Origin of the sequence: Cohnella thailandensis (genome assembly GCF_014212135.1) — a bacterium.
Taxonomy (GTDB): domain Bacteria; phylum Bacillota; class Bacilli; order Paenibacillales; family Paenibacillaceae; genus Cohnella; species Cohnella thailandensis.
In genome coordinates, this window is sequence record NZ_JACJVQ010000002.1 from 258,952 (window position 1) to 278,135 (window position 19,184).

General features: G+C 55.9%; 15 protein-coding genes. 2 read left to right on the plus strand and 13 right to left on the minus strand.

Features of this window, described 5'->3' with window-relative positions; all coding sequences use genetic code 11:
- Window positions 1–12: 12 nt before the first annotated feature.
- The 8 genes from H7B67_RS01790 to H7B67_RS01825 form a co-directional block, all read right to left on the minus strand.
- Entirely contained in the window at window positions 13–1,101 is a 1,089-nt protein-coding gene (locus H7B67_RS01790) for a Gfo/Idh/MocA family protein (RefSeq protein WP_185118083.1), read from the minus strand.
- Window positions 1,102–1,148: 47 nt separating this feature from the next.
- Window positions 1,149–1,976 carry a carbohydrate ABC transporter permease gene (locus tag H7B67_RS01795; RefSeq protein WP_185118084.1) on the minus strand — a complete coding sequence of 276 codons (828 nt, stop codon included), beginning with the start codon at window positions 1,974–1,976 and terminating at the stop codon, window positions 1,149–1,151.
- A 25-nt stretch (window positions 1,977–2,001) separates the two neighbouring features.
- Entirely contained in the window at window positions 2,002–2,898 is an 897-nt protein-coding gene (locus H7B67_RS01800; protein ID WP_185118085.1) for an ABC transporter permease subunit, read from the minus strand.
- Window positions 2,899–3,015: 117 nt separating this feature from the next.
- On the minus strand, window positions 3,016–4,488 hold the full coding sequence (locus tag H7B67_RS01805) for an ABC transporter substrate-binding protein (RefSeq protein WP_185118086.1): 1,473 nt from the start codon (window positions 4,486–4,488) through the stop codon (window positions 3,016–3,018).
- A gap of 141 nt (window positions 4,489–4,629) precedes the next feature.
- Complete coding sequence (locus tag H7B67_RS01810) at window positions 4,630–6,204, minus strand: response regulator (RefSeq protein ID WP_185118087.1); 1,575 nt, start codon at window positions 6,202–6,204, stop codon at window positions 4,630–4,632.
- A gap of 77 nt (window positions 6,205–6,281) precedes the next feature.
- Complete coding sequence (locus tag H7B67_RS01815) at window positions 6,282–8,075, minus strand: cache domain-containing sensor histidine kinase (RefSeq protein ID WP_185118088.1); 1,794 nt, start codon at window positions 8,073–8,075, stop codon at window positions 6,282–6,284.
- Between the two features lie 131 nt (window positions 8,076–8,206).
- Entirely contained in the window at window positions 8,207–9,085 is an 879-nt protein-coding gene (locus H7B67_RS01820) for a PhzF family phenazine biosynthesis protein (RefSeq protein WP_185118089.1), read from the minus strand.
- Window positions 9,086–9,196: 111 nt separating this feature from the next.
- A complete protein-coding gene (locus H7B67_RS01825) occupies window positions 9,197–9,580 on the minus strand; it encodes a MerR family transcriptional regulator (RefSeq protein ID WP_185118090.1) in 384 nt (127 codons plus the stop codon).
- Between the two features lie 230 nt (window positions 9,581–9,810).
- On the opposite strand from H7B67_RS01825, the gene H7B67_RS01830 reads away from it, so the two are divergent.
- Together H7B67_RS01830 and H7B67_RS01835 are read left to right on the plus strand one after the other, a co-directional pair.
- The gene (locus H7B67_RS01830; protein ID WP_185118091.1) at window positions 9,811–10,566 is read left to right on the plus strand and encodes an SDR family NAD(P)-dependent oxidoreductase; all 756 of its coding nucleotides are present in this window, start codon (window positions 9,811–9,813) and stop codon (window positions 10,564–10,566) included.
- Window positions 10,567–11,148: 582 nt separating this feature from the next.
- Window positions 11,149–11,979, plus strand: a complete 831-nt coding sequence (locus tag H7B67_RS01835; protein WP_185118092.1) for a helix-turn-helix domain-containing protein — start codon at window positions 11,149–11,151, stop codon at window positions 11,977–11,979.
- A 48-nt stretch (window positions 11,980–12,027) separates the two neighbouring features.
- On the opposite strand, the gene H7B67_RS01840 is transcribed toward H7B67_RS01835, so the two are convergent.
- The 5 genes from H7B67_RS01840 to H7B67_RS01860 form a co-directional block, all read right to left on the minus strand.
- Entirely contained in the window at window positions 12,028–14,106 is a 2,079-nt protein-coding gene (locus tag H7B67_RS01840) for a beta-galactosidase (RefSeq protein ID WP_185118093.1), read from the minus strand.
- A gap of 25 nt (window positions 14,107–14,131) precedes the next feature.
- Complete coding sequence (locus tag H7B67_RS01845) at window positions 14,132–14,944, minus strand: carbohydrate ABC transporter permease (protein ID WP_342592567.1); 813 nt, start codon at window positions 14,942–14,944, stop codon at window positions 14,132–14,134.
- The gene (locus H7B67_RS01850; RefSeq protein ID WP_185118184.1) at window positions 14,941–15,867 is read right to left on the minus strand and encodes a carbohydrate ABC transporter permease; all 927 of its coding nucleotides are present in this window, start codon (window positions 15,865–15,867) and stop codon (window positions 14,941–14,943) included. The genes H7B67_RS01845 and H7B67_RS01850 overlap by 4 nt, the downstream gene beginning before the upstream one ends.
- Window positions 15,868–15,947: 80 nt before the next feature.
- Window positions 15,948–17,294: an extracellular solute-binding protein gene (locus tag H7B67_RS01855; protein ID WP_185118094.1), complete on the minus strand. Its 1,347-nt coding sequence runs from the start codon at window positions 17,292–17,294 to the stop codon at window positions 15,948–15,950.
- Window positions 17,295–17,452: 158 nt separating this feature from the next.
- Window positions 17,453–19,183, minus strand: coding sequence for a cache domain-containing sensor histidine kinase (locus H7B67_RS01860; protein ID WP_185118095.1), 1,731 nt, complete (start codon window positions 19,181–19,183; stop codon window positions 17,453–17,455).
- Between the last annotated feature and the right edge of the window lies 1 nt (window position 19,184).

Below are 19,184 nucleotides of genomic sequence, written 5' to 3' on the forward strand. Positions count from 1 at the left end.
GTCATCTTCCCTTCAAGTAGCAGTATCCTGGTCCATGCTTAAGTCGTTTACCGTTACCTTGCCGCCGCCCGCCGCGGACGACCGATAGGCCGCCAACACGAAGGCGAGCGCCGACCGTCCGGCCTCGCCGTTCACGGACGGCTCGCGATCTTCCCGAATCGCGCTCGCGAAGTCGGCGTATTGCGCGATGAACGCATCCTTGCCCATCCCCGCAGCCGGGTCTCCTCCCGCTCTCGTTCCGTCCGAAGCCGCACGATGCGCGTCCGCTTCATTAACCTCTCCGGTTCCATCGCCCTTGTTCAAATAAAGCTGCGTCAGCGCTTCGCCCTCCAGCACCGCCGAGCCGGCCGAGCCGACAATCTCGATCCGGCTCGCATAGCCAGGATATGCCGACGTCGTACAGGAGAACGTTCCGAGCGCCCCGCTCGCGAACCGGAGCACGGCCGTCGCCGTATCCTCCGTCTCCATCCGGTGAGTCATCGTCGCGGCATGGGCGGTCACTTCCGCAACGGTGCCCATCAGGTGCTGAAGCAGATCGACCGTGTGAATGCTCTGGTTGATCAGAACGCCGCCCCCGTCTCCCGCCCAAGTCCCGCGCCAATCCGAGCTGTCGTAATACGCCTGATTCCGGTACCAGTGCACGGAAGCAGAAGCCAGCACCGGACGTCCCAGAACGCCGGCTTCAAGCAGTTCCTTGAGCCGGACGACATCGGGATCGAACCGGTGCTGCGAGATAATGCCCAGCTTCAGGCCTCGGCTGCGGAAGGCTCCGATCATCGCATCCGCCTTGTCCAGCCGAATGTCGATCGGCTTCTCGACAAGGGCGTGCTTGCCCGCTTCGGCGACGCGGAGCGCAATGTCCCCGTGCAGCCCGCTCGGCGTGCAGATGCCGACGGCGTCGATATCCTCGCGCCGCAGCAGCTCCTCATAATCGGGATAGGCGTCCAACCCTCCCCATGTCTCGGCGAAGGCCCGCAGCCGATCGCCCGTTCTTCCGGCAACCGCGACGAGCTCCGCCTCGGGCAGGGCGGCGATCGCCTTGGCGTGCGCCGAGGCGACAGCTCCGCAGCCGATCAGGGCAAAACGTATTTTCGAAGACATATGAGATTCCTCCTCCTCCTAACCTGTAATACCGCTACGCTTCAAGGTTAGGCCTTCACGGCGCCGCTGGTCAAGCCGTCCACGAAATACTTCATCGCGAAGCTGATCACCAGAATCAACGGTACCGAAGCGAGCACGTAGGCCGCCATCATCGGACCGTAATCCGTCGCATAATCGTTCGAGAACGACATGATGCCGGTGACGATCGGCTTCAGCGCCTTGTCGTTGATCGTCACGAGCGGCCAGATGTAATCGTTCCAGGAGGAGTGGAAGTTGAGGACCGCGATCGTCCCGAGAATCGGCTTGGACAGCGGCAGCACGAGGCTTCTCAAGATGCGGAGCTCCTTGGCTCCGTCGATGCGGAAGCTCTCGAACAGATCCTCCGGCAATCCGGCGAAGAAGCTTCGGAGCAGGAAGACGGCGATGATGCAGCCGCCCGCGATCTGCGGAAGAATGACGACCGCATAGGAGTTCAGCATCCCCAGCGCGGCGACGAGCTTGAACATCGGGATGAGCACGAGCACGGTCGGAACCATCATGAGCGCGATGACCAAGTAGTAGAGAATCTCCCGGCCGGGAAATTTGTATCTCGCGAAAGCGTAAGCGGCCAGAGAGGAGGCGACCAGCACTCCGGCGACCGCGCAGACTGCGATGAGGATAGAGTTCCACGCGAACGGAACGACCGTCTCGAACGCCCGGCTGTAATTGTCCCATTGGATCGCATTCGGGAGATGGAACACGCCGAGGCTTACGTCCATTTTCGACTTGAAGGACGTCAATACCATAATCAAAAGCGGGAAGAAGCTGAACAAGACGAACAGCGACAAAAGTCCGATCAATACGTACGACACCTTCTTGCTTGCCCTTGAAGCCATCGATAAATCAACCTCCCGTTCGCGGCTATTCGTTGCCGGATTTGATCAGTTTGTTGGATACGAACGTCAGCGCCAGCATCAGAATCAGCATGACGAACCCGATCGTGGAGGCATAGCCGAAATCGTTGTACGTGAAGCCGGATTGGTACATGTACAGGCCGGGAACCAGCGTTTCTTCGCCCGGTCCGCCGTTGGTCATGATGAGCTGCTTGTAGAACGATTGCATGCCGTGCAGAATGCCCAGAATGAAGATCAGCTTCAGCTGCCCCGCGATCATCGGAATGTCGATGGACCGAATGCGCCGCCACGTGCCGCAGCCTTCCATGACGGAGGCTTCGATCAGCGACTTCGGGATGGCCTGAAGAGCCGCGAACACGATGAGCAGGTAGATCGGATTGATGAACGGGAACCCCGAGAAGATAATCGAGAACAAAGCGGTATTCGTTCCGCCCAGCCACAGCTGGGGAGAGATGCCGAACAAGGAGACGAGACTGTTCATGCCGCCCACGACCGGATTATAGAGGAATACCCACACCAGAATGACGATGACGGTCGGAACCGTGATCGTGGCGACGAACAGCGTCCGGAATACGTATTGCGCCCTCGCGCTCTTCAGATGGAACAGCAGCTCGGCGATGAACAACGGCATCAGAACGCCGACCGTGCAGTCGAACAGAATGAACCACGACGCGTTCTTAAGCGACGCATAGAACGTCTTGTCCTTGAACAGCGCGACGAAGTTGTCCAGGCCGATGAAGATCGCCTCGTTGCCGCCCTTCCATTGATAAAACGACATCTTGAGCGCCATGACGATCGGATAATAGCTGAAGATCCCGAGTAGGACGAGGAGCGGCAGCAGAAAAAGATAAGCGTGCTTGTAGCGATAAATCGATCGAAACACGTTGATGCGGTATGGGTGCACGTGCGAATTCTCTCCCGTCTTTCCGCAAACCGGGCCGACGCGCTGCCTCCGGCAACGCCGACAGAGGAAGGGACTCCGCTGTCGGCAGCATCCGGCGTTCGGCTCCCGGATTGCGAATTACTTGTTGCCGTAGTCGTTATCCTTGGTCCAGCCCTTCTCCTTCATCGCCTTCTGCGCCTCTTCCTTCATGTTCTTGCTCAGAAGGTCGATCAGTTGATCGGTGTCGATGTCGTTCAGCACGTAGCGCTGGATCTGCTGCAGAACGTACTGCCTGGCGTTGCTTCCGAGGATGGCTTGGGAGTTCAAGTCGATCTGGTTCTGCGGTCTGTACTTCGCCTGATAGCGTTCCAGATTCGCGTTCATCTCGACGCCGGTTATCGTCGGCGTAATCCAGTTCAGTTCGGCCAGCTGCTTGGCGATGTCCGGCGACGTGTAGAACATGATAAAGTCCATGACCTCATCCTGAATGTTCTTCTTGATCGCGGAAGGCATGACGACGAACGCGTCGGCCAGGTCGCCGAACTCCGCGGGATCTTCGTTCGAGGTCGGGGCGATATCCTTCGTGATGACCGGGAATTCGAACGTGTCCCAGTTGAACGACGGCTTCATGTCGCTTGCGAACGGCTTCGCGTCGTTGTTGATCGTGAACGTGTGAACGGCTTTGCCTTGCAGCCACATGTCGCGGGCTTCCGTCATCGTCATGGAGATCGCGCCCGGCGCCCAGTAGCTCGTGAACTGCTTGAACAGCTCGTACACGCCGCGGACTTCCGGCTTGCTTAAGTCGATGATGCCTTGATCGACCGCTCTGACGTATTCGTTCTGCTGGTACTTGTTGTTCTTGAACAGCGTGTCGATGAGCGGCACGTATTGCTCCTGCGTCTGCTGAGCGGCGAAGCGCGCGAACCAGTCCCATGCGGAGGTAACCTTCAGGAAGCCGGAGAACGGCTCCGTTCCGATCTTCGCCTCGCGAATCTTATCGAAGTTGGCGATCATCTCGGAGAAAGTCTTCGGGACTTGAAGCCCCAGTTGGTCGTAAATGTCCTTGTTGTACGCGATCTTCAAGGTTATCATCGAGGTGGCGATGTTGTTCAGCTTGCCGTTCTGCGTGGAGCGCATCAGATTAAGGTCGACGTCGCGGAAGCTGTCGCCCCACTTCTGGTTCGTGTAAGGGCTGATCTTGTCGAGGTACGGGTCCATCTCCAGCACCTTATAGCCCTTGTCGTTGTACTTGAGGTAGGGATTGTCGTAGCTGAAGTCCATGACGACTTCCGGCTCCTGGTTGCCGGCGAGCTGGGCCGCCATCCAGACGTCGAAGTCCGCGTTGGACTGCGCCACTTCCTCGAAGGCGATGGTGACGTTCGGCTTGATCTTCCTGTACTCGGCGATGGCCAGGTCGAGGCCTTCCTTCTTGCCAGGGCCGGCCCAGGAGGCGATTTTGAACGAGACTTGGGGTTCGCCGTTGGTACCGCTTCCATTCGACGGCGAAGCACTGGAGCTCCCGTTGCCGTTGCCGCCGCAGCCGCTCATCAGCGACGTCGTAAGGCCGAGGATGACCAGCGGGGCGAGGATCGATTTGGCTGACGCTTTCATGTCTATGTTCCCCTTCCGAATATGAGCTCGCGAGCAATCCGCCGCCCCCGTCGATGGAGGTTCGAATCAGGTTGCAATCGCTTACCTCAACGTTAAACGTTCGGCGGGAAATTGATAATGCGGCAATTCTGTCGTCCGTGTTTAAATTTTTGTCTTGCTCTTCTGATAGTCGCTGGGCGTCATGCCGGTATGCTTGCGGAACACCTGGCTGAAGTACCGCTGATCCTCGTATCCGACCTTGCCGGCGATCTCGTACACCTTGCTGGCCGGATGGCTCAGCAGTTGGCAGGCCTTGTCCATGCGGATTTTCGTCAAATAGTGCAAATAAGTCACGCCCGTGCTCTTCTTGAACACCTTGCAGAAGTAGCTGGGGTCGATAAAGAACGTCCGGGAGATCACGTCCAAGTCGATCGGTTCGGCGTAATGGGTTCTCATGAACAGCAGGATGCTGTCGATTTGCTCTCCGCCGGCATGCTCGGGACTCCGGTCGAAGTACGCTCCGATTCGTTGGAAAATCGCGCCGAACCCTTGCCTCAGCTCGTCCAACGTTCCGTGCTGGGCCATGCCTTCGACGGACGCGGCGGGCTCCCCGACGAAATCGTCGGCCGGCATGCCGATCTCGTTCAAGCCTTTGCGGATCTCGTACAGCACCTCCGAGCACATCCGGTAGACGGACTGCGGCGGGAGACCGCCCTGCCGGCGGATTCGGCCGAAGAACTCGTCCAGCTCCGCTTGCAGGTTCGGCTCGTTGTTCTCGCTTACGGCCGCCAGCAGACGGCGAGCCTGCTCCTGGGGGTCGTTCGGCATTCGCTCCGCCTCATGCGACAGCTCGCGGTAGATGTTCACGCTCCCGCTGCCGGTGTACATCTTGTACTGCAGCGCGAGCTCCGCTTGCTTGTACAAGTCGGGCAGCTCGGCCGCCGCCCCCGCGTTCGACACGCCGACGGTCAGGGACAGGCCGAGCCACTCCGATGCCTTCGTCATCATCTCCTCCAGCCCTTCTCCGAGCGACCGCTCGCCGTCCGGCTTGCCGTTCAGAAGCAGCGTCAGGCTGTCCCCTGCCCGCGCGATCATCGCATGTACGCCGAGCTTGCCGAAGACCGCCGTCATCATTTCCGTCAGCTTCGGATCGACCAGCAGCGTTCGGTCTCCTTCGACAAGCGCAACGCGGTTGCTCCTCCCCGACAGGCGAATATCATGGAGAGTTTGCTTGTCCGCGTCCATCGACTCCGGCGGAAGCTGGCCGGACACGAGATCCAGGATCAACTTTTCCCGGATAAGCGCATCGTTCTCCTTCGCCCTGCTCTCGAGCGCGGACCAATCCGCCCGCTTCCGTTCGGCTTCGCGAATCTGCTCGCGAATGCCGTTCAGGACGGGGATCAGCTTGTTCTCCTCGACCGGCTTCAGAAGATAGTCGGACACCCGGCTCTTGAGCGCCCGCCTGGCGTATTCGAATTCGTCGAAGCCCGTCAGCACGACAAAATGGGGCGACAGCCCGTCGTTCAGACAATCTTCGATCATCGACAGGCCGTCCTTGTACGGCATCTTGATGTCCGTCAGCACGATGTCCGGCCGAAGCTCGCGTATCGCCTGAAGTCCCTCTTCGCCGTCTCTCGCCGTCCCGACGATCCGGAAGCCCATGCTCGGCCAATCGACGAATTGCTCTAGCCCTCTGACGATCATCGCGTCGTCGTCGATAATGAGAACGGAGTGCATCTGCCTACCTCCCATGAATGCGTAGTGTGGTGGATAACGGCGTTGCCGCGCGTTGAGCAGCGCTGCGTGGCATGGCGTCAGGCTGGCCCTTCTTGCCAACTACAAGGAATGCGCACATATACGCTCGTATGGCTGCCCGGTTCGCTGTCGACCGTCAAGCCGTACGGTTCGCCGAAATGAAGCCGTAGCCTGCGGTGAACGTTGATCAGCCCGATATGATCCTTATCCGTGCTCGGATCGTCCAGGCTGCTCTGGATCTCGGCCAGCCGGTCCGGGGCGATGCCGGCCCCTTCGTCCCAGACGCGAATGACCGCGTCCTCGCCCGTCTCCGTCCGGGAAGCGGTGACGGAGATCCGCTTGGCGCCCCTGCGACGGTTAATGCCGTGCTCGATCGCGTTCTCGACGAGCGGCTGCAGCACCAGCTTCAGCAAAGCGATGTTCAGAAGCGGCTCCGGAACGTCGATCCGCACGTCCAGCCGGTCCTCGTATCGGAGCTTCTGCAATTGGATGTAGCTATGCAAGTAGGCCAATTCGTCTCCAAGCGTCGTATGGCCCTTCTGATCGGTGATGATGTATCGGAAAAGATGTCCCAGCGCCTTGATCATCTCCGCCGTGCCGGGGTCCTTATTGACGACCGCCAGCATGCGAACCGATTCCAGCGCGTTGTACAGGAAGTGCGGCTTGATCTTGCTCCTCATGGCATCGAACTCCGCCTCCCGCTTCATCATCTCCGCTTGGTGCATCCGGTTCTTCGTCTCGTTCAGATCGGCGACGAGCCGGTAGAAGCCTTGGCCGAGCCCGGCGATCTCGTCCTGCCTCGCAGGCGCCTGAAGCGGCCAGAACGCGAAGTCCCCGTTCGCGATGCGCCGCTTGACCTCCTTGGAGAGGCGCTTGAGCGGCAGCGTCATCCGGTGCGCCAGCGCCGCGGCCAGCATAAACGCGCCCACGACGCACAGCCCGGTGGACAGGACGATGATCTTCTTGATGTTGCGCTGCTCCTGCAGCAGCTGCTCGAACGACGAGGAGACGATCAGGCTCCAATCGCTGCCGGGGATGACGTCGTAGACGGTCAGCCGGCTGCCCGAGCCGGACACGTAGACGCCGGACAGGTCGAGCTGCGTTCTCCCTTTTGTCAGCGGCAGTTCCTTGTCGGATAGCCGCTTGCCGACCGCGTCCGGATCCGTCCCGGATATCGCCGTCCCGTCCGCGCCGCCGATCAGAATCTCCGCGCCGTTCGCCAGGTTGACGGACGAATTGACCGAAGCGAAGTCTCGCTCCGCGAAGCCAATCAGCACGACCCCTAACGGGCGAAAACGATCCTCGGACTTGACATATTGCTGAATCTTGCGCGCGACGAAGATGTAACTGCCATTATGGGTATAGCTGCCCCAATAAGACTTGCCGTCCAACTGGTCCAGCTCCTCCCTCCAATCCGCATCGTCGACGTAGCGCGAGTCGAAGCTGTTCGAGCCGGCATACGTTTTATCCCCGGCCGTATTCAGGATCGCGATCTCCTTGGCCTGCACCCCATGGATCTTGAGCTCGTACAATTGCTTCTCCAACAGGTTGGACGCCGTAATCCTCTGCTGCACGCTCCCGGGAGCGTCCGTGCCGAGCAGGGGATCAATGATGGCCGTGTTGGTCATGATCCTCAGAGCGGCATCCGCGGCTCCGTCCATGAAGCTCGTTACGTTCTCCTTGGAGTGGTCGAGCGCCGTCTCCATCATGTCGATCCCGTTGCGCTCGATCATCTCCGAGAACTTATCGATCGTAAACGCCGATATAATCGTCGTCGGCGTAATAATGAACACCAGCAGCAGGATCAAGATCTGCGAGCGGACGCTGCCTCCGATCGCCCATCTCTTCCTCATCCCGGGACCCCCTAGATCGTAAGCGCTATCATGGTGCCTATTGTAACAGCATCTTTTGCAATAAAAAAGCCAAAAAAAAGCCCGTCTGCCCCCTATGGTACGGTGGCTGCAAACAGGCTTTGCGATTCCGCTTATATCTTGATATGCCTTCTTTCAATGCCAGCCACTGCACCGCCAACCCGAACCTGGTTGATTTCACCGCTCTCGCTCAGGCGCAATCCTGCCTTGATTTCAGAAGGACAATCCATCGAATACCCTTGCCTGAACACGACGTGCTCCACTTCTCGCAAAGATCGTTGGCCATGTTGGTACAAATAGCTGAGCAGGGCCCCGTTGGATGTACCTGTCGCGCTCTCCTCGGGAATATCGTACAGCGGCGCAAAATTCCGGCATTCCGCAGCAGCTTCGTCCGGAGTATCCATCGTGAACAGATGATACCCAACCACATTATATTTGTCGCTGATGGTGCTTATGGCGTCAAAATTTGGTTGAATCTCATTCAAAAGTTTCCTGTTGCGGATCGGGATCAAAATGTCCCGCAGTCCCGTCGAAACAATCTGGATGGGCAATCCGGTTTCCAACTCCTCGGCATTCATCCTCAAAGATGGGGCGATTTCCTCACTGGATATCCTTTCAAGAAATTGCGGTAAAGCCTGCGATAAATAAACTAGACCCTCAGAGCTAATATCCACATCCAAAATTCCTGCCTTGGTTTCTATCGTATAAGAAGCCCCTTCCTTAGCCAAACCCAACGAATACATTAGTCCAAATGCAGCAATCGTGGCGTGTCCGCACAGATCAACTTCGCTGGCGGGGGTGAAATAACGGATTTTGTAATCCGCAAGCAGGGATTTCTCCATAAAGGCCGTCTCCGAAAAGCCCAATTCCTTCGCTATGAGCTGCATTTCGGCAGCATTCAACGAATGGCCATCCTCCAAGACAACGCCTGCCGGATTACCGCCGCGCTCCCCTTTCGCAAACGCATTTAACGTATACACTTCCACATTCATGTTCTGTTCGTCCTCTCCTTATTTTCAAAAAAACAAGATGCGTTACCGATTTGGTTCTTGTCAAAAATAAGCGCCTCAATGCAACCGGAACCGCCCATTGTTAGATCGAGCCTAAATTTTAATACTAGTTCGTTCAATCTGAGATTCTAAAACATCATATAGAGCAAGCTTATAATTAATTTTATCCAAGTTAAAATAGAGATCCCTTATGCTTCTCTCTATTTCTTTTTTATGATTGAGCATCATCAATTTCCGTTCTGAAATTGTTGAGTCCCCTTCTTTGTATAAATAAACGTATTTCTGAATTTGAGCAATAGGCATTCCCGTTGCCCGAAGTGCAGTAACAAAGTGTATCCAGCTTAAATCTTCTTCGTCGTATAACCGCTTCCCGTTTTCATTTCTCTTCACATGTGGAAGCAGCCCCTCCTTTTCGTAATATCGAAGTGTGGGAGCCGCTATTCCTGTCAATTCGGTTACTTCTCTTATAGTCATCATAAGTAACTCTCCCCCCTCTATTAAAGTGTACTTTAAATAAAATCTTGACTTTTCAAACTAAATTAGCCGCATTTTTGCTGTGAGTTATGGTGGGAATATGATTAAATCAAAGAATTCTTCGGTTCGATTATATGCTTATTATCTCATCAGAAAAACCTTGACTTCAAGTAAACTTTATCTTTTAAGATAACGGTGTAATTAATAATGATTCTTGAGAGGATGAAGTTACAATGACAACTATCTCGATCGTTACGGGCGGCAGCCGCGGACTTGGTCGCAATACGGCCATCAGTATTGCGCGTCATGGCGGCGATGTCATCCTGACCTATCGTAGCCAAGCTGAAGAAGCAAAGTCTGTTGTTGCCGAAATCGAAGCTCTGGGGCGTAAAGCAGTCGCTCTGCAACTCGATGTTGGAAACATCGCCAGCTTTGCGGCCTTTGCCGAGACAGTCCGTTCGACCTTGCATTCTACTTGGGATAGGGCCACCTTCGATCATCTGGTGAACAATGCCGGCCACGGAGAAATGATAGACTTCGTCGAAACAACGGAAGCTCAGTTCGACGGCCTGTTCAATGTGCACGTCAAGGGCGTGTTTTTCTTGACTCAGACCCTTCTACCTCTTCTTGCAGACGGTGGCCGTATTGTGAATTTCTCATCAGGTCTCACTCGTGTATCTTATCCCGGATTCTCCGCTTACTCTGCGGCGAAGGGAGCGGTCGAGGTACTAACCATCTATATGGCCAAAGAACTCGGTCATCGCGGTATCACCGCCAATACCATTGCGCCTGGTGCAATCGAAACCGATTTTCTAGGCGGCGCTGTACGCGACACGCCTGCTTACAATGACGCATTTGCCGCGATGGTTGCCCTTGGTCGTGTCGGCGTACCCGACGACATCGGTCCCGCAGTCGCCAGCCTGCTTGGATCCGATAATCGCTGGGTTAATGCGCAGAGAATCGAAGTCTCGGGCGGTCAGAACATCTGATTGCTAGTAATGCCGCAAAGCAACTTCCTTCTAGTTGTCAAAGGCCGCTGCGAAGAGATGCGGCGGCCTCATAATATGTCTAAGGAAAGGAAAAATACAATGCCAATGATTGCGGCCTTCACCGCGGAGTTGGGCATAAAATACACTTCCCTTTGCTTCGCTCCCTTCCTCTCTACGATCGTAGATCGGTTTTCCCAATTTAAGCAACGCCCTTTCCCTCAATGTCATACAAAAAATTTTAAGATGGATGAAATCTATTAAGCCCCCTAATTGAATTGGAGAGTACATAGGGAAATAAGGTACTACTATTTCATTAGGGAGGCGAAGCTTGCGGTTGTTAAAGGTGAATCGCTGATAAGGGTGAAACCTAGCGGCAGCCCTTTCCCTGTTTATTTAAGCGCCTTGTCTATCGGAAAAGCCATGCCGGACCACGCCTTCTTGGCGACGCCCTCGGGAAAGCGCTCGTCTAGCGCCGACTGCCAGTCCGATTCATTTCCGGTACTCTGCCAAAAGGCAAGCTCAAAGCATTGCTTATATGATACAATCGATTCAGCATATAAAATAATGAAGGCAGGCCTTCCGATGGATCACTACCGAAAACAAATCATGCTAACCCATCTGGACAAGAAGCTGCCGATGTTTGTCGAGGCGTTCGGATGGAATGTCGGCGAGAGCGAGTTCGATCGTCCCGACGGCTATCATTGCTATCATTGGCTGCATACGACTGCCGGGTCCGGAGAATTTCGCTTTTCGGGGAAAAAAATTACCTTGTCGGTCAACGAAGGTATTCTGCTGAAACCGAACGTCCCGCATTTTTACACGCCGCTGACCGATCCCTGGTCCACCTGGTATATCACCTTCGGAGGCGCGCAGATTGGCGCGATCCTGGACGCGCTCGACCTGGCCGAGTCGACCGTCATCAGTTGGGAGCCGTCTTCGCCGATAGCAAGCATGCACAAAAAGGCAAGTAAAATAGCCGGCGCCCCCTACGGGTTCGCCGGCTTGGACAGTTCCGTCACCTTGTACCGCTTCCTGACGGATATAAAAAAATTCGGTCGTGCCGACAATATGCGTTCGCTGTCGCACTATCATGAGCGGCTGCTGCCGCTGATGCGCTATCTGGAAGAGGTTTATCACGATCCGGCAGTCGGACTGGAGGATATGGCCCGGTATGCCGGCCTCAGTCCCCAGCATTTGAATCATCTGTTCCGTACGGCGACCGGCATGAGTCCCTACCAGTTTCTAATTCATCTGCGTATTCAAAAAGCGAAGGAGGAACTCGTCGGCCCGGGCGATCGGACGATCAAAGCCATCGCTGCCCAGGTCGGCTTTCTTGATGCCAGCCACTTCGTATCGACTTTTCGCCGGCTGGAACAAAAAACGCCCGAGCAATTCCGCAGGCTGCATCGTTGACGGCATTCGGATGAGTTCCGCAAGCGGCAGCCTGATTCCTGAAATCCGTCAAGACAACGCCCACCAGCTCACGCCGTAGGGCGGCAGTGTTTGCTCGGTCTTCACTTCCGTTTGGCTGAGAACGTCCAAGACCGGACGCTTTAAACGAATGCGCTTCGGTTCGTCGGAATAATTCAGGAGAATAACATAGCTTTTCTCGCCTTCCCGCCGATACACCGTCTCCACCTCCGCGGGCAGATTGTCGGCCCAATCCGACGAAGGATCGGTCGTACCGAGCGCGTCAAGCAGCGCTTCCGTATTATCAAGCGTAAAAAAAGTGCCGACGTAGACGATCCGGCCTCGTCCGTACGGCCGTACGGCGATCGCCGGTCTGCCCGCATAATAATCTCGCACGTATTCGGCAAGAACGGAACACCCGTCGGCTTCCGGCTCCAATATCTCGTGGAACAGCGGCGCAGCCGTTTCCTTATCCGGCGTACCAAAGCGGATCCGGGCAGCGTCATCCCCGTCGACCATCGTGAAGTCTTCCACGGCGATGCCCGCGAGCGTACGAACGACGCCCGGGAACGGCAACATATGCGCATGGTTGTTTCTATCCTTGTATCCGGCGCGCGGACCGAACACGAGCGTGCCGCCCTGGCTCGCATAGCTTCGCAGCGGCTCAAGCTCATGCTCGTCCAATAGCTTCACGTTCGGCGCGAACACGATCTCGTACCGATTCAGGACATTCGGCTCCGAAGCCGCACCGAGATCAAGCATATCCGTGCCGATGTGCCGGGACGCCAGCGCCAGGTAAATATTTTCTTCGCTTCTCCAATACTCGGAGCCGGTATGACGATCAATCTTGCAGTTGCTGTCGTTGTCGTAGTCGCTTAAGATCGCGGCCGTCGCATGAACGCTGGTCGACACGATCAGCTTCGACAATCTCCCGGTCTCCAATGCCACGGCGCGCGCTTCTTCGAGCCGACGGTTCGGCTGGTTGCCATAATCGTTAAGGCCGTGCCAGAGCGTCTCCGCGCCGTAGGGACAAGTCCGCCAGCGGAAATAAAGCACGCCGTCCGCGCCGTGCGCGATCGACTGCCAGGTCCACAGACGAATCTGCCCGGGCTTCGGCGAGACCTGCAGATAATCATCGCGATCGTCGTTCAGCCCGTTGCCCGTCTGACCGCCCGGTCCCGCCTGCTGCTCCAGAATCATATATTTTCCGGAATAGCCTCGCATCCGGCTCAGATGCTTGCCGCTCAGCTTGTCCTTCTCGCGGACCGGCACATCCTTGCGCATCAACTGAAAGGAAGGGTACGAGTCGTACGACAGGAAATCGACCGCCCGCTCCGTAAACGGCTTGTAGTCGATATTGCCGAACATGCCGTTGTGGGTTGCGAACTGATGCGGAGCTGCCCCCTTCAGGATGCGGTACTGGCGCTCGGCGAACGCGATTGCGGATTCGGACGTGAACCTGTAAAAGTCGAGCAGATGACTCGGGTTATGATAGGTAACCGTAGGTTTGGGCAACGCGACCTGGCCCCAGTCGGTGTACGTCTGCGCCCAGAACGCCGTCCCCCACGCTTCGTTCAGCGTTTGCAGCGTACCGTACCTCGTCCGGCACCACTCGCGGAAGGCATCGTGATCGCTAGGCGCAAAGCTGGCGTCGGAGTGGCAATTTAGCTCGTTGTCGATCTGCCAGCCGATGACGGCGGGATGATCCTTGTACCGGTCGGCCATGGCCGACACGATCCCGTCGCACAGCCGCAAGTACGTTGCGGACGTATAGTTGTAGTGTCGGCGAGACCCGTGCGCCATCCTGCGACCGCCGAAGTCGACGCGCAGCGTCTCGGGATACTTGTCCGTCAACCATGCCGGCGGCGCGTAGGTGGGCGTCCCCAGAATAACGCGCAGACCGCAGCCGGCTGCCCCCTCGATCGCCCGATCGAACAGGGAGAAGTCGTACTTGCCCTCTTCAGGCTCCATGACGTTCCAAGCGGTCTCGCCCATCCGGACGGTATTAAAGCCAAGCTCCGACATCCGGCGGAAGTCCTCCGCCCAGCACGCTTCCTTCCAATGCTCCGGATAATAGCAGACGCCGAGCAGGAAGTCGCTGCCCCGATATGCTTTTCGTTCATTCAGCATGCCGCTGTCCTCCCTTGATTTCCAGTCAGCCTTTGACCGCGCCGCCCGTCAATCCCCGGACCAATGTCTTGGACCCGAACAAAAACAAAAGGATCAACGGCAGCGTGCCGAGCGTAAGTCCCAGGATGCTGGCAGCATAGTCGGTCCGGTATCGGGTCGACAGATTGGCGATGCCGAGCGGCAGCGTATACAGCTCCGGCTTGTTGATCGTGACCAGCGGCAGCAAATAATTGTTCCATGAACCGAGGAAGCAGATCAGGCCAAGCGTACTGACTGCCGGGAGGAGGAAGGGAACCACGATCCGGAAAAAAATGCCGGGCTCCGTGCAGCCGTCGATCCGCGCGCTCTCTACGACCTCCGTCGGTACGGACGATTGTACGAACTGCGTCATGAAGAAGACGCCGAACGCATTGTTCAGACCCGCGATAATGAGCGGGGCATGAGAGTTGTTCAGGTGGAACCACTTCATCTCCATGACGAAGGCAATCAGACCGAGCTGGCCGGGGATCATCATCGTGACGAGAATGAAGCCGTACAGCCATGTCTTCCCCTTGAAGCTGTACTTGCCGAAAGCGAAGCCGGTCAGCGCGCTGATGAACACCGACACGGCGGTAAATAACACGGAGACATAGAAACTGTTCCAGTAGTTGCGCAAAAAGTCCGCAGACAGAATCGTTTTAAAATTTTCCAGCAGATAGCCGCTTGGCAGGATGGGCAGCTTTTTGAACAGATCCTCGGAGTAATAGGTGCCCATCGTCAGCATCATATAGAAAGGAAAAAGGAAAATCAGCGACAGGATCGTTAATGCCGCGATCAGCAGTCCTTTTTGCGTTTTCACTTCGAATCACCGTCCCGGTTGAGCCATTTGATGCCTATCAGGGAGAATAGTGCGATAAAGAGGAAGGTCGAATACGCGATCGCCGCACCCTTGCCGTATTTGAACGACGAGCCGCTGAACGAAGCGTCGAACATGTACCAGATCGGGGTGAACACGGAGCCGTCCGGCCCCCCCGTCATCGATGTGCCGGAAGCCCAGCCGCTATAGAGCAGCATCGGTTCTTCCACAAGCTGAAGTCCGCCGATAATGGATGTGACGACAAGAAACAGATTGATCGGCTTGAGCAGCGGAATCGTGATGCGGAAGAAGACGCTTCGGGCGGAGGCGCCGTCAATCTGGGCCGCTTCATAAATCGACGTGTCGATGCTCGCCATCCCTGCGGTATAAAACATAATAAAGTACCCAAGATTTTTCCAGAAGATCATCAGGATCACGATCCAGCGCGCCCAGGCGGCCGAGCCGAGCCAATTCACCTTTTCGTGAATCCATCCGAGCTCGACGAACAGATTGTTGATGAAGCCGCCCTGCCAGTCGAAGAGAAGCGCGAAAATGATGCCGATGGCGACCGGGGTCGTCATGTAGGCGCTGAAAAAGCTCAGGCGAAAGAAGGTTTTGCGCCGGATCATCCTGCTCTCGATTAGGCTGGCGATCAGCATGCCGAATAGGACGAGCGCCGGCAGGTAGCAGGCAATGAACAGGAGCACGTTACCCAGCGACTTCCAGAAAAATTTATCATGCGCAAACAGTTGAACGTAATTGTAAAATCCGACAAAGTTATTGTTGCCGAATAAATCCCAATCCGTGAAGCTCAAATACAGCGTAAAGAGAATCGGGAACAAGCTGAATACCGCATAAAATAAAAAATAAGGCGCAATGAACAGGTACGGCCATTTATTCGTACGGTTTATGCCGGTTGTTTTCATCACGGGTGCCACATCCTATCCGAAAACGGCGGGCGATGGCTTGACCACCGACCGCCGCTTCCTTTTTTCTCTTTTTTCAGTTATTCGATCGTGAGCTCAGGATGATTCTTCTTGAGCTCCTCCGTCCACTTTTCGAACGCGCTGTTCGCGTCGAACTTCGGATCCTGCGCCATCGTCTGAAGCACGATTTCCGATGCGGCGTACACATCCTGATCGTATTTGGTCACCGGCTTGGCTTTGATGCTCGGGAACACCTTTTCGATCCAGAACTTGTTCAAATCCTGGCCGCCGAAAAATTCGTCGGGTCCGGACGCCAGCTTGGATGTATCTTCAAAAACGGACTTGAGCGGAAGAATGGACTTCATGCCATTGAAGCTGACATCGGCGCCTTCGGCGGAGCCGTACATGCCTTTGAGGTAGGTCCATGCGGCTTCCTTCTGCTTGCTGCCCTTCCAGATGCCGATGGACGTGCCGCCGTAAGTGAAGCCGCCGCCGGGAGGCACCGTCAGTCCCCATGCCCCGTTGCTGTTCTTGTCGTTCGGCTTGATGACGAACTCGGGGGACCAATTCGCGGCCGGATAAAAGATGACGTTGTTCTGCGAATAGGAAGCGCTCCACGAAGGCGACCACATGCTAAGCTTGGCTTCGTTATTCATATCCCGCAGCTTCTGCAACTGGCCGAATATGCCGAGCATATCCGTCTTGTTTACGCTGACGCCGTCGATGAACGGCTTCGTCATCTGATTGCTCAGTATGGTGTAGGCATCCATCAGGCTGGCGAACATCGTGACTTTGCCGCCGCTCTTATCGAATACCTCCTTGCCTTTTTGCGCGAAGTCGTCCCAGCTCTTGAACATTGAAGCGAGCTGGTCGGGATCGTCCGTACCGAGATATTGCTTCGCCAGCTCGCGCTTGTAGGCGACGGCACCCGGCGCGACCTGCTGGTCGAGTGCGACCAATTGGCCCTTGCCGTTCGTGAGCAGCGGAACTTCGAAGTCAAGGAGCGCGCTCTTGTCGAAGCTGTATGGCGCCGCGCCGAGATCGTCCATCACGTTGAGCTCATAGATCGCGCCGCGCTGCGCGGCTTCTGCCCAGATGATGTCGGGCAGATCGGAGCCGGAGGCGATCGAAGTCTGGATTTTTTTCAAATAATCTTTTGCCGAAACCTCGACGTATTCCACTTGAATGTCGGGATGATTTTTCGAGAATTCCGCCATCAGCTTGTCATGGCTGCCCTTGTCCCATCCCCATTCGACCAGCTTGCCGCTCTCGGCCGCGGCGGAGCCGCCTGCCGACGACGCCGACGGACTCGCAGCGCCCGAATTGCCGTCATTGTTCGATCCGCACGCGGACAGTGTGAGCGCAGAGCCAAGCACCAGTGCGGTCATCATGCTCCAGGTCGATTTCTTGCGCGAGCTTCGTTGCATTTGTTGCATCCCCCTTGTTTGAGCTTGCGACGGACATGGCCGGCGCTCGACTGCCGCCGGTCTGTCTTGCAATTCGTATGATACCTTCGGTGCCCTGGAGCAACAACATGACGATCCGATGATTTTGTTTAAAATACGATGGCGACTTTTAATCGCTTTCAATCCGCGATTTCGGGCTTAAACGGCAGGACGATCCGGATTGCCGTCCCTTCCCCCTCGCGCGTATCGACATGAAATTCCGCCGCATCGCCGTACAAGTAAGCAAGGCGCTCGCGGATATTCGCGATGCCGATATGCTTCATCCCGCCTGTATGCGGGGTGGCCTGCGGAAGCGAATTCGACGCGATTCGCGAGGCCGTCTCCGGATCCATCCCGGTTCCGTTATCTTTCACCTCGATCAGGATGCGATCCGCCGTCCGTTTTAACGTAACCTCGATCAACCCGGGCGTCTCGTGCTCCGAAAATGCATGAAAAATCGCATTCTCTACAAGCGGCTGCAGCACGCTCTTCGGGATAAGGATCGAAGCCATGTCCGCTTCCGCATGCCAGATAAGATTGAACTTGTCGGCATACCTGTACTTTTGAATAAGCGCATAGTGCTCGATCAATTCCTTCTCCTGCGCGACTTGGACGTACAGTCCGCTCTCCCCTAGCTTCACCGCGTCCTGCAAGATTCCGATGAACGCTTCGACCATTTCCTCAACCGCCCGGTTATTGCCTTTTCGCGACAAATAGACGACGGTATTCAACGTATTGTAAATAAAGTGGGGGTTCATCTGCGCGAACAGCAGTTCCGTCGAGATGCGCCTTTTCCACTTTTCCTGCTCGATTTTCTCGTCCATCTGCAGTTGAATATCGCGGAGCATCGATTGGAAGCCGGTCCGCAAAATATCGAGTTCGTCGTTGCTTCGGAACTGAAGCCGGACGTCGTAATTGCCCATCGACACCTGCTTCATGGCTCTGGACATCTGCGAGATCGGACGGGTAATGCTGGAGATAATAGGTAAAAACAACAGGGCGCAAAGACCAAGACAGAGTGCCAGGAAGATCGCCCAGTACTGAACGACATAGCCTAGCAGCCGATAGAATCGGCTCTTGGAGGTGAACGTGACGACGGACCAATCCGTCTCCTTGAACGAGCGCGTCAAATAATACCCGGACTTCGTGCGATGAACTTCGACTGCTTCATGGCCGCCCCGAAGATAGGCCGAAATATCGTTCGTCATGTTCTGATTCAACAGATAGCCGCGCCCTCCGTCTTCCGTCCAGGCATAGCGTTCGAACGACGGAGCCAGCGATTCGAACAATTCGGTGACAGCCTCGAACTTGATGTTCAACAGGAGCACGCCTCCAAATTCAGGCGCGAAGCGTATGTAGAAACTGATTACCTTTTGTTCGCCATTATCTCTAATGAGGTGAGGCGCGGTAAAGCCGCTCTTTCGACCTGTGCCTATCGCATCCTGATACCAATTTTTTTGGAGCTCCTGTTCAAAGTAAGGATCGATATACAACGACGACCAGAATACTTTGCCATCGCTGCGAACGATCGCCGAGCTCGCCAGATAATTGCGCAGGACGTTGAATTTGGTGAGTTGAACGACGACCTGCTGATACGCCTTGATCTCGTCGTATACGGAAGGGTAGGAGGCCCGGCTTGCGAACTTCTGCAGCAGTTCGTCATTGACCATATTGCCCGCATACAGCTTGACATCTTCGATAAACCGCTCCATCTGGTCCGAAATCTGGTTGATGTGGATGATATCTTCGTTCAGCGCCTGGTCCTCCAAGATGGAGGAGAAACGGTCGAGCGCCAGCACGCTGATCAAAGTGATGGAGAAGGTCACGATCAGAATGACGCTTCCCATAATTTTGTTTCGAATCCGGCGCATG

What these genes read in the sequence shown, in the direction of transcription:
- H7B67_RS01790 (WP_185118083.1), bottom strand. Translation starts at nt 1,101, where the DNA reads ATGTCTTCGAAAATACGTTTTGCCCTGATCGGCTGCGGAGCTGTCGCC.
- H7B67_RS01795 (WP_185118084.1), bottom strand. Translation starts at nt 1,976, where the DNA reads ATGGCTTCAAGGGCAAGCAAGAAGGTGTCGTACGTATTGATCGGACTT.
- H7B67_RS01805 (WP_185118086.1), bottom strand. Translation starts at nt 4,488, where the DNA reads ATGAAAGCGTCAGCCAAATCGATCCTCGCCCCGCTGGTCATCCTCGGC.
- H7B67_RS01810 (WP_185118087.1), bottom strand. Translation starts at nt 6,204, where the DNA reads ATGCACTCCGTTCTCATTATCGACGACGACGCGATGATCGTCAGAGGG.
- H7B67_RS01815 (WP_185118088.1), bottom strand. Translation starts at nt 8,075, where the DNA reads ATGAGGAAGAGATGGGCGATCGGAGGCAGCGTCCGCTCGCAGATCTTG.
- H7B67_RS01820 (WP_185118089.1), bottom strand. Translation starts at nt 9,085, where the DNA reads ATGAATGTGGAAGTGTATACGTTAAATGCGTTTGCGAAAGGGGAGCGC.
- H7B67_RS01825 (WP_185118090.1), bottom strand. Translation starts at nt 9,580, where the DNA reads ATGATGACTATAAGAGAAGTAACCGAATTGACAGGAATAGCGGCTCCC.
- H7B67_RS01830 (WP_185118091.1), top strand. Translation starts at nt 9,811, where the DNA reads ATGACAACTATCTCGATCGTTACGGGCGGCAGCCGCGGACTTGGTCGC.
- H7B67_RS01835 (WP_185118092.1), top strand. Translation starts at nt 11,149, where the DNA reads ATGGATCACTACCGAAAACAAATCATGCTAACCCATCTGGACAAGAAG.
- H7B67_RS01840 (WP_185118093.1), bottom strand. Translation starts at nt 14,106, where the DNA reads ATGCTGAATGAACGAAAAGCATATCGGGGCAGCGACTTCCTGCTCGGC.
- H7B67_RS01850 (WP_185118184.1), bottom strand. Translation starts at nt 15,867, where the DNA reads ATGAAAACAACCGGCATAAACCGTACGAATAAATGGCCGTACCTGTTC.
- H7B67_RS01855 (WP_185118094.1), bottom strand. Translation starts at nt 17,294, where the DNA reads ATGCAACGAAGCTCGCGCAAGAAATCGACCTGGAGCATGATGACCGCA.
- H7B67_RS01860 (WP_185118095.1), bottom strand. Translation starts at nt 19,183, where the DNA reads ATGCGCCGGATTCGAAACAAAATTATGGGAAGCGTCATTCTGATCGTG.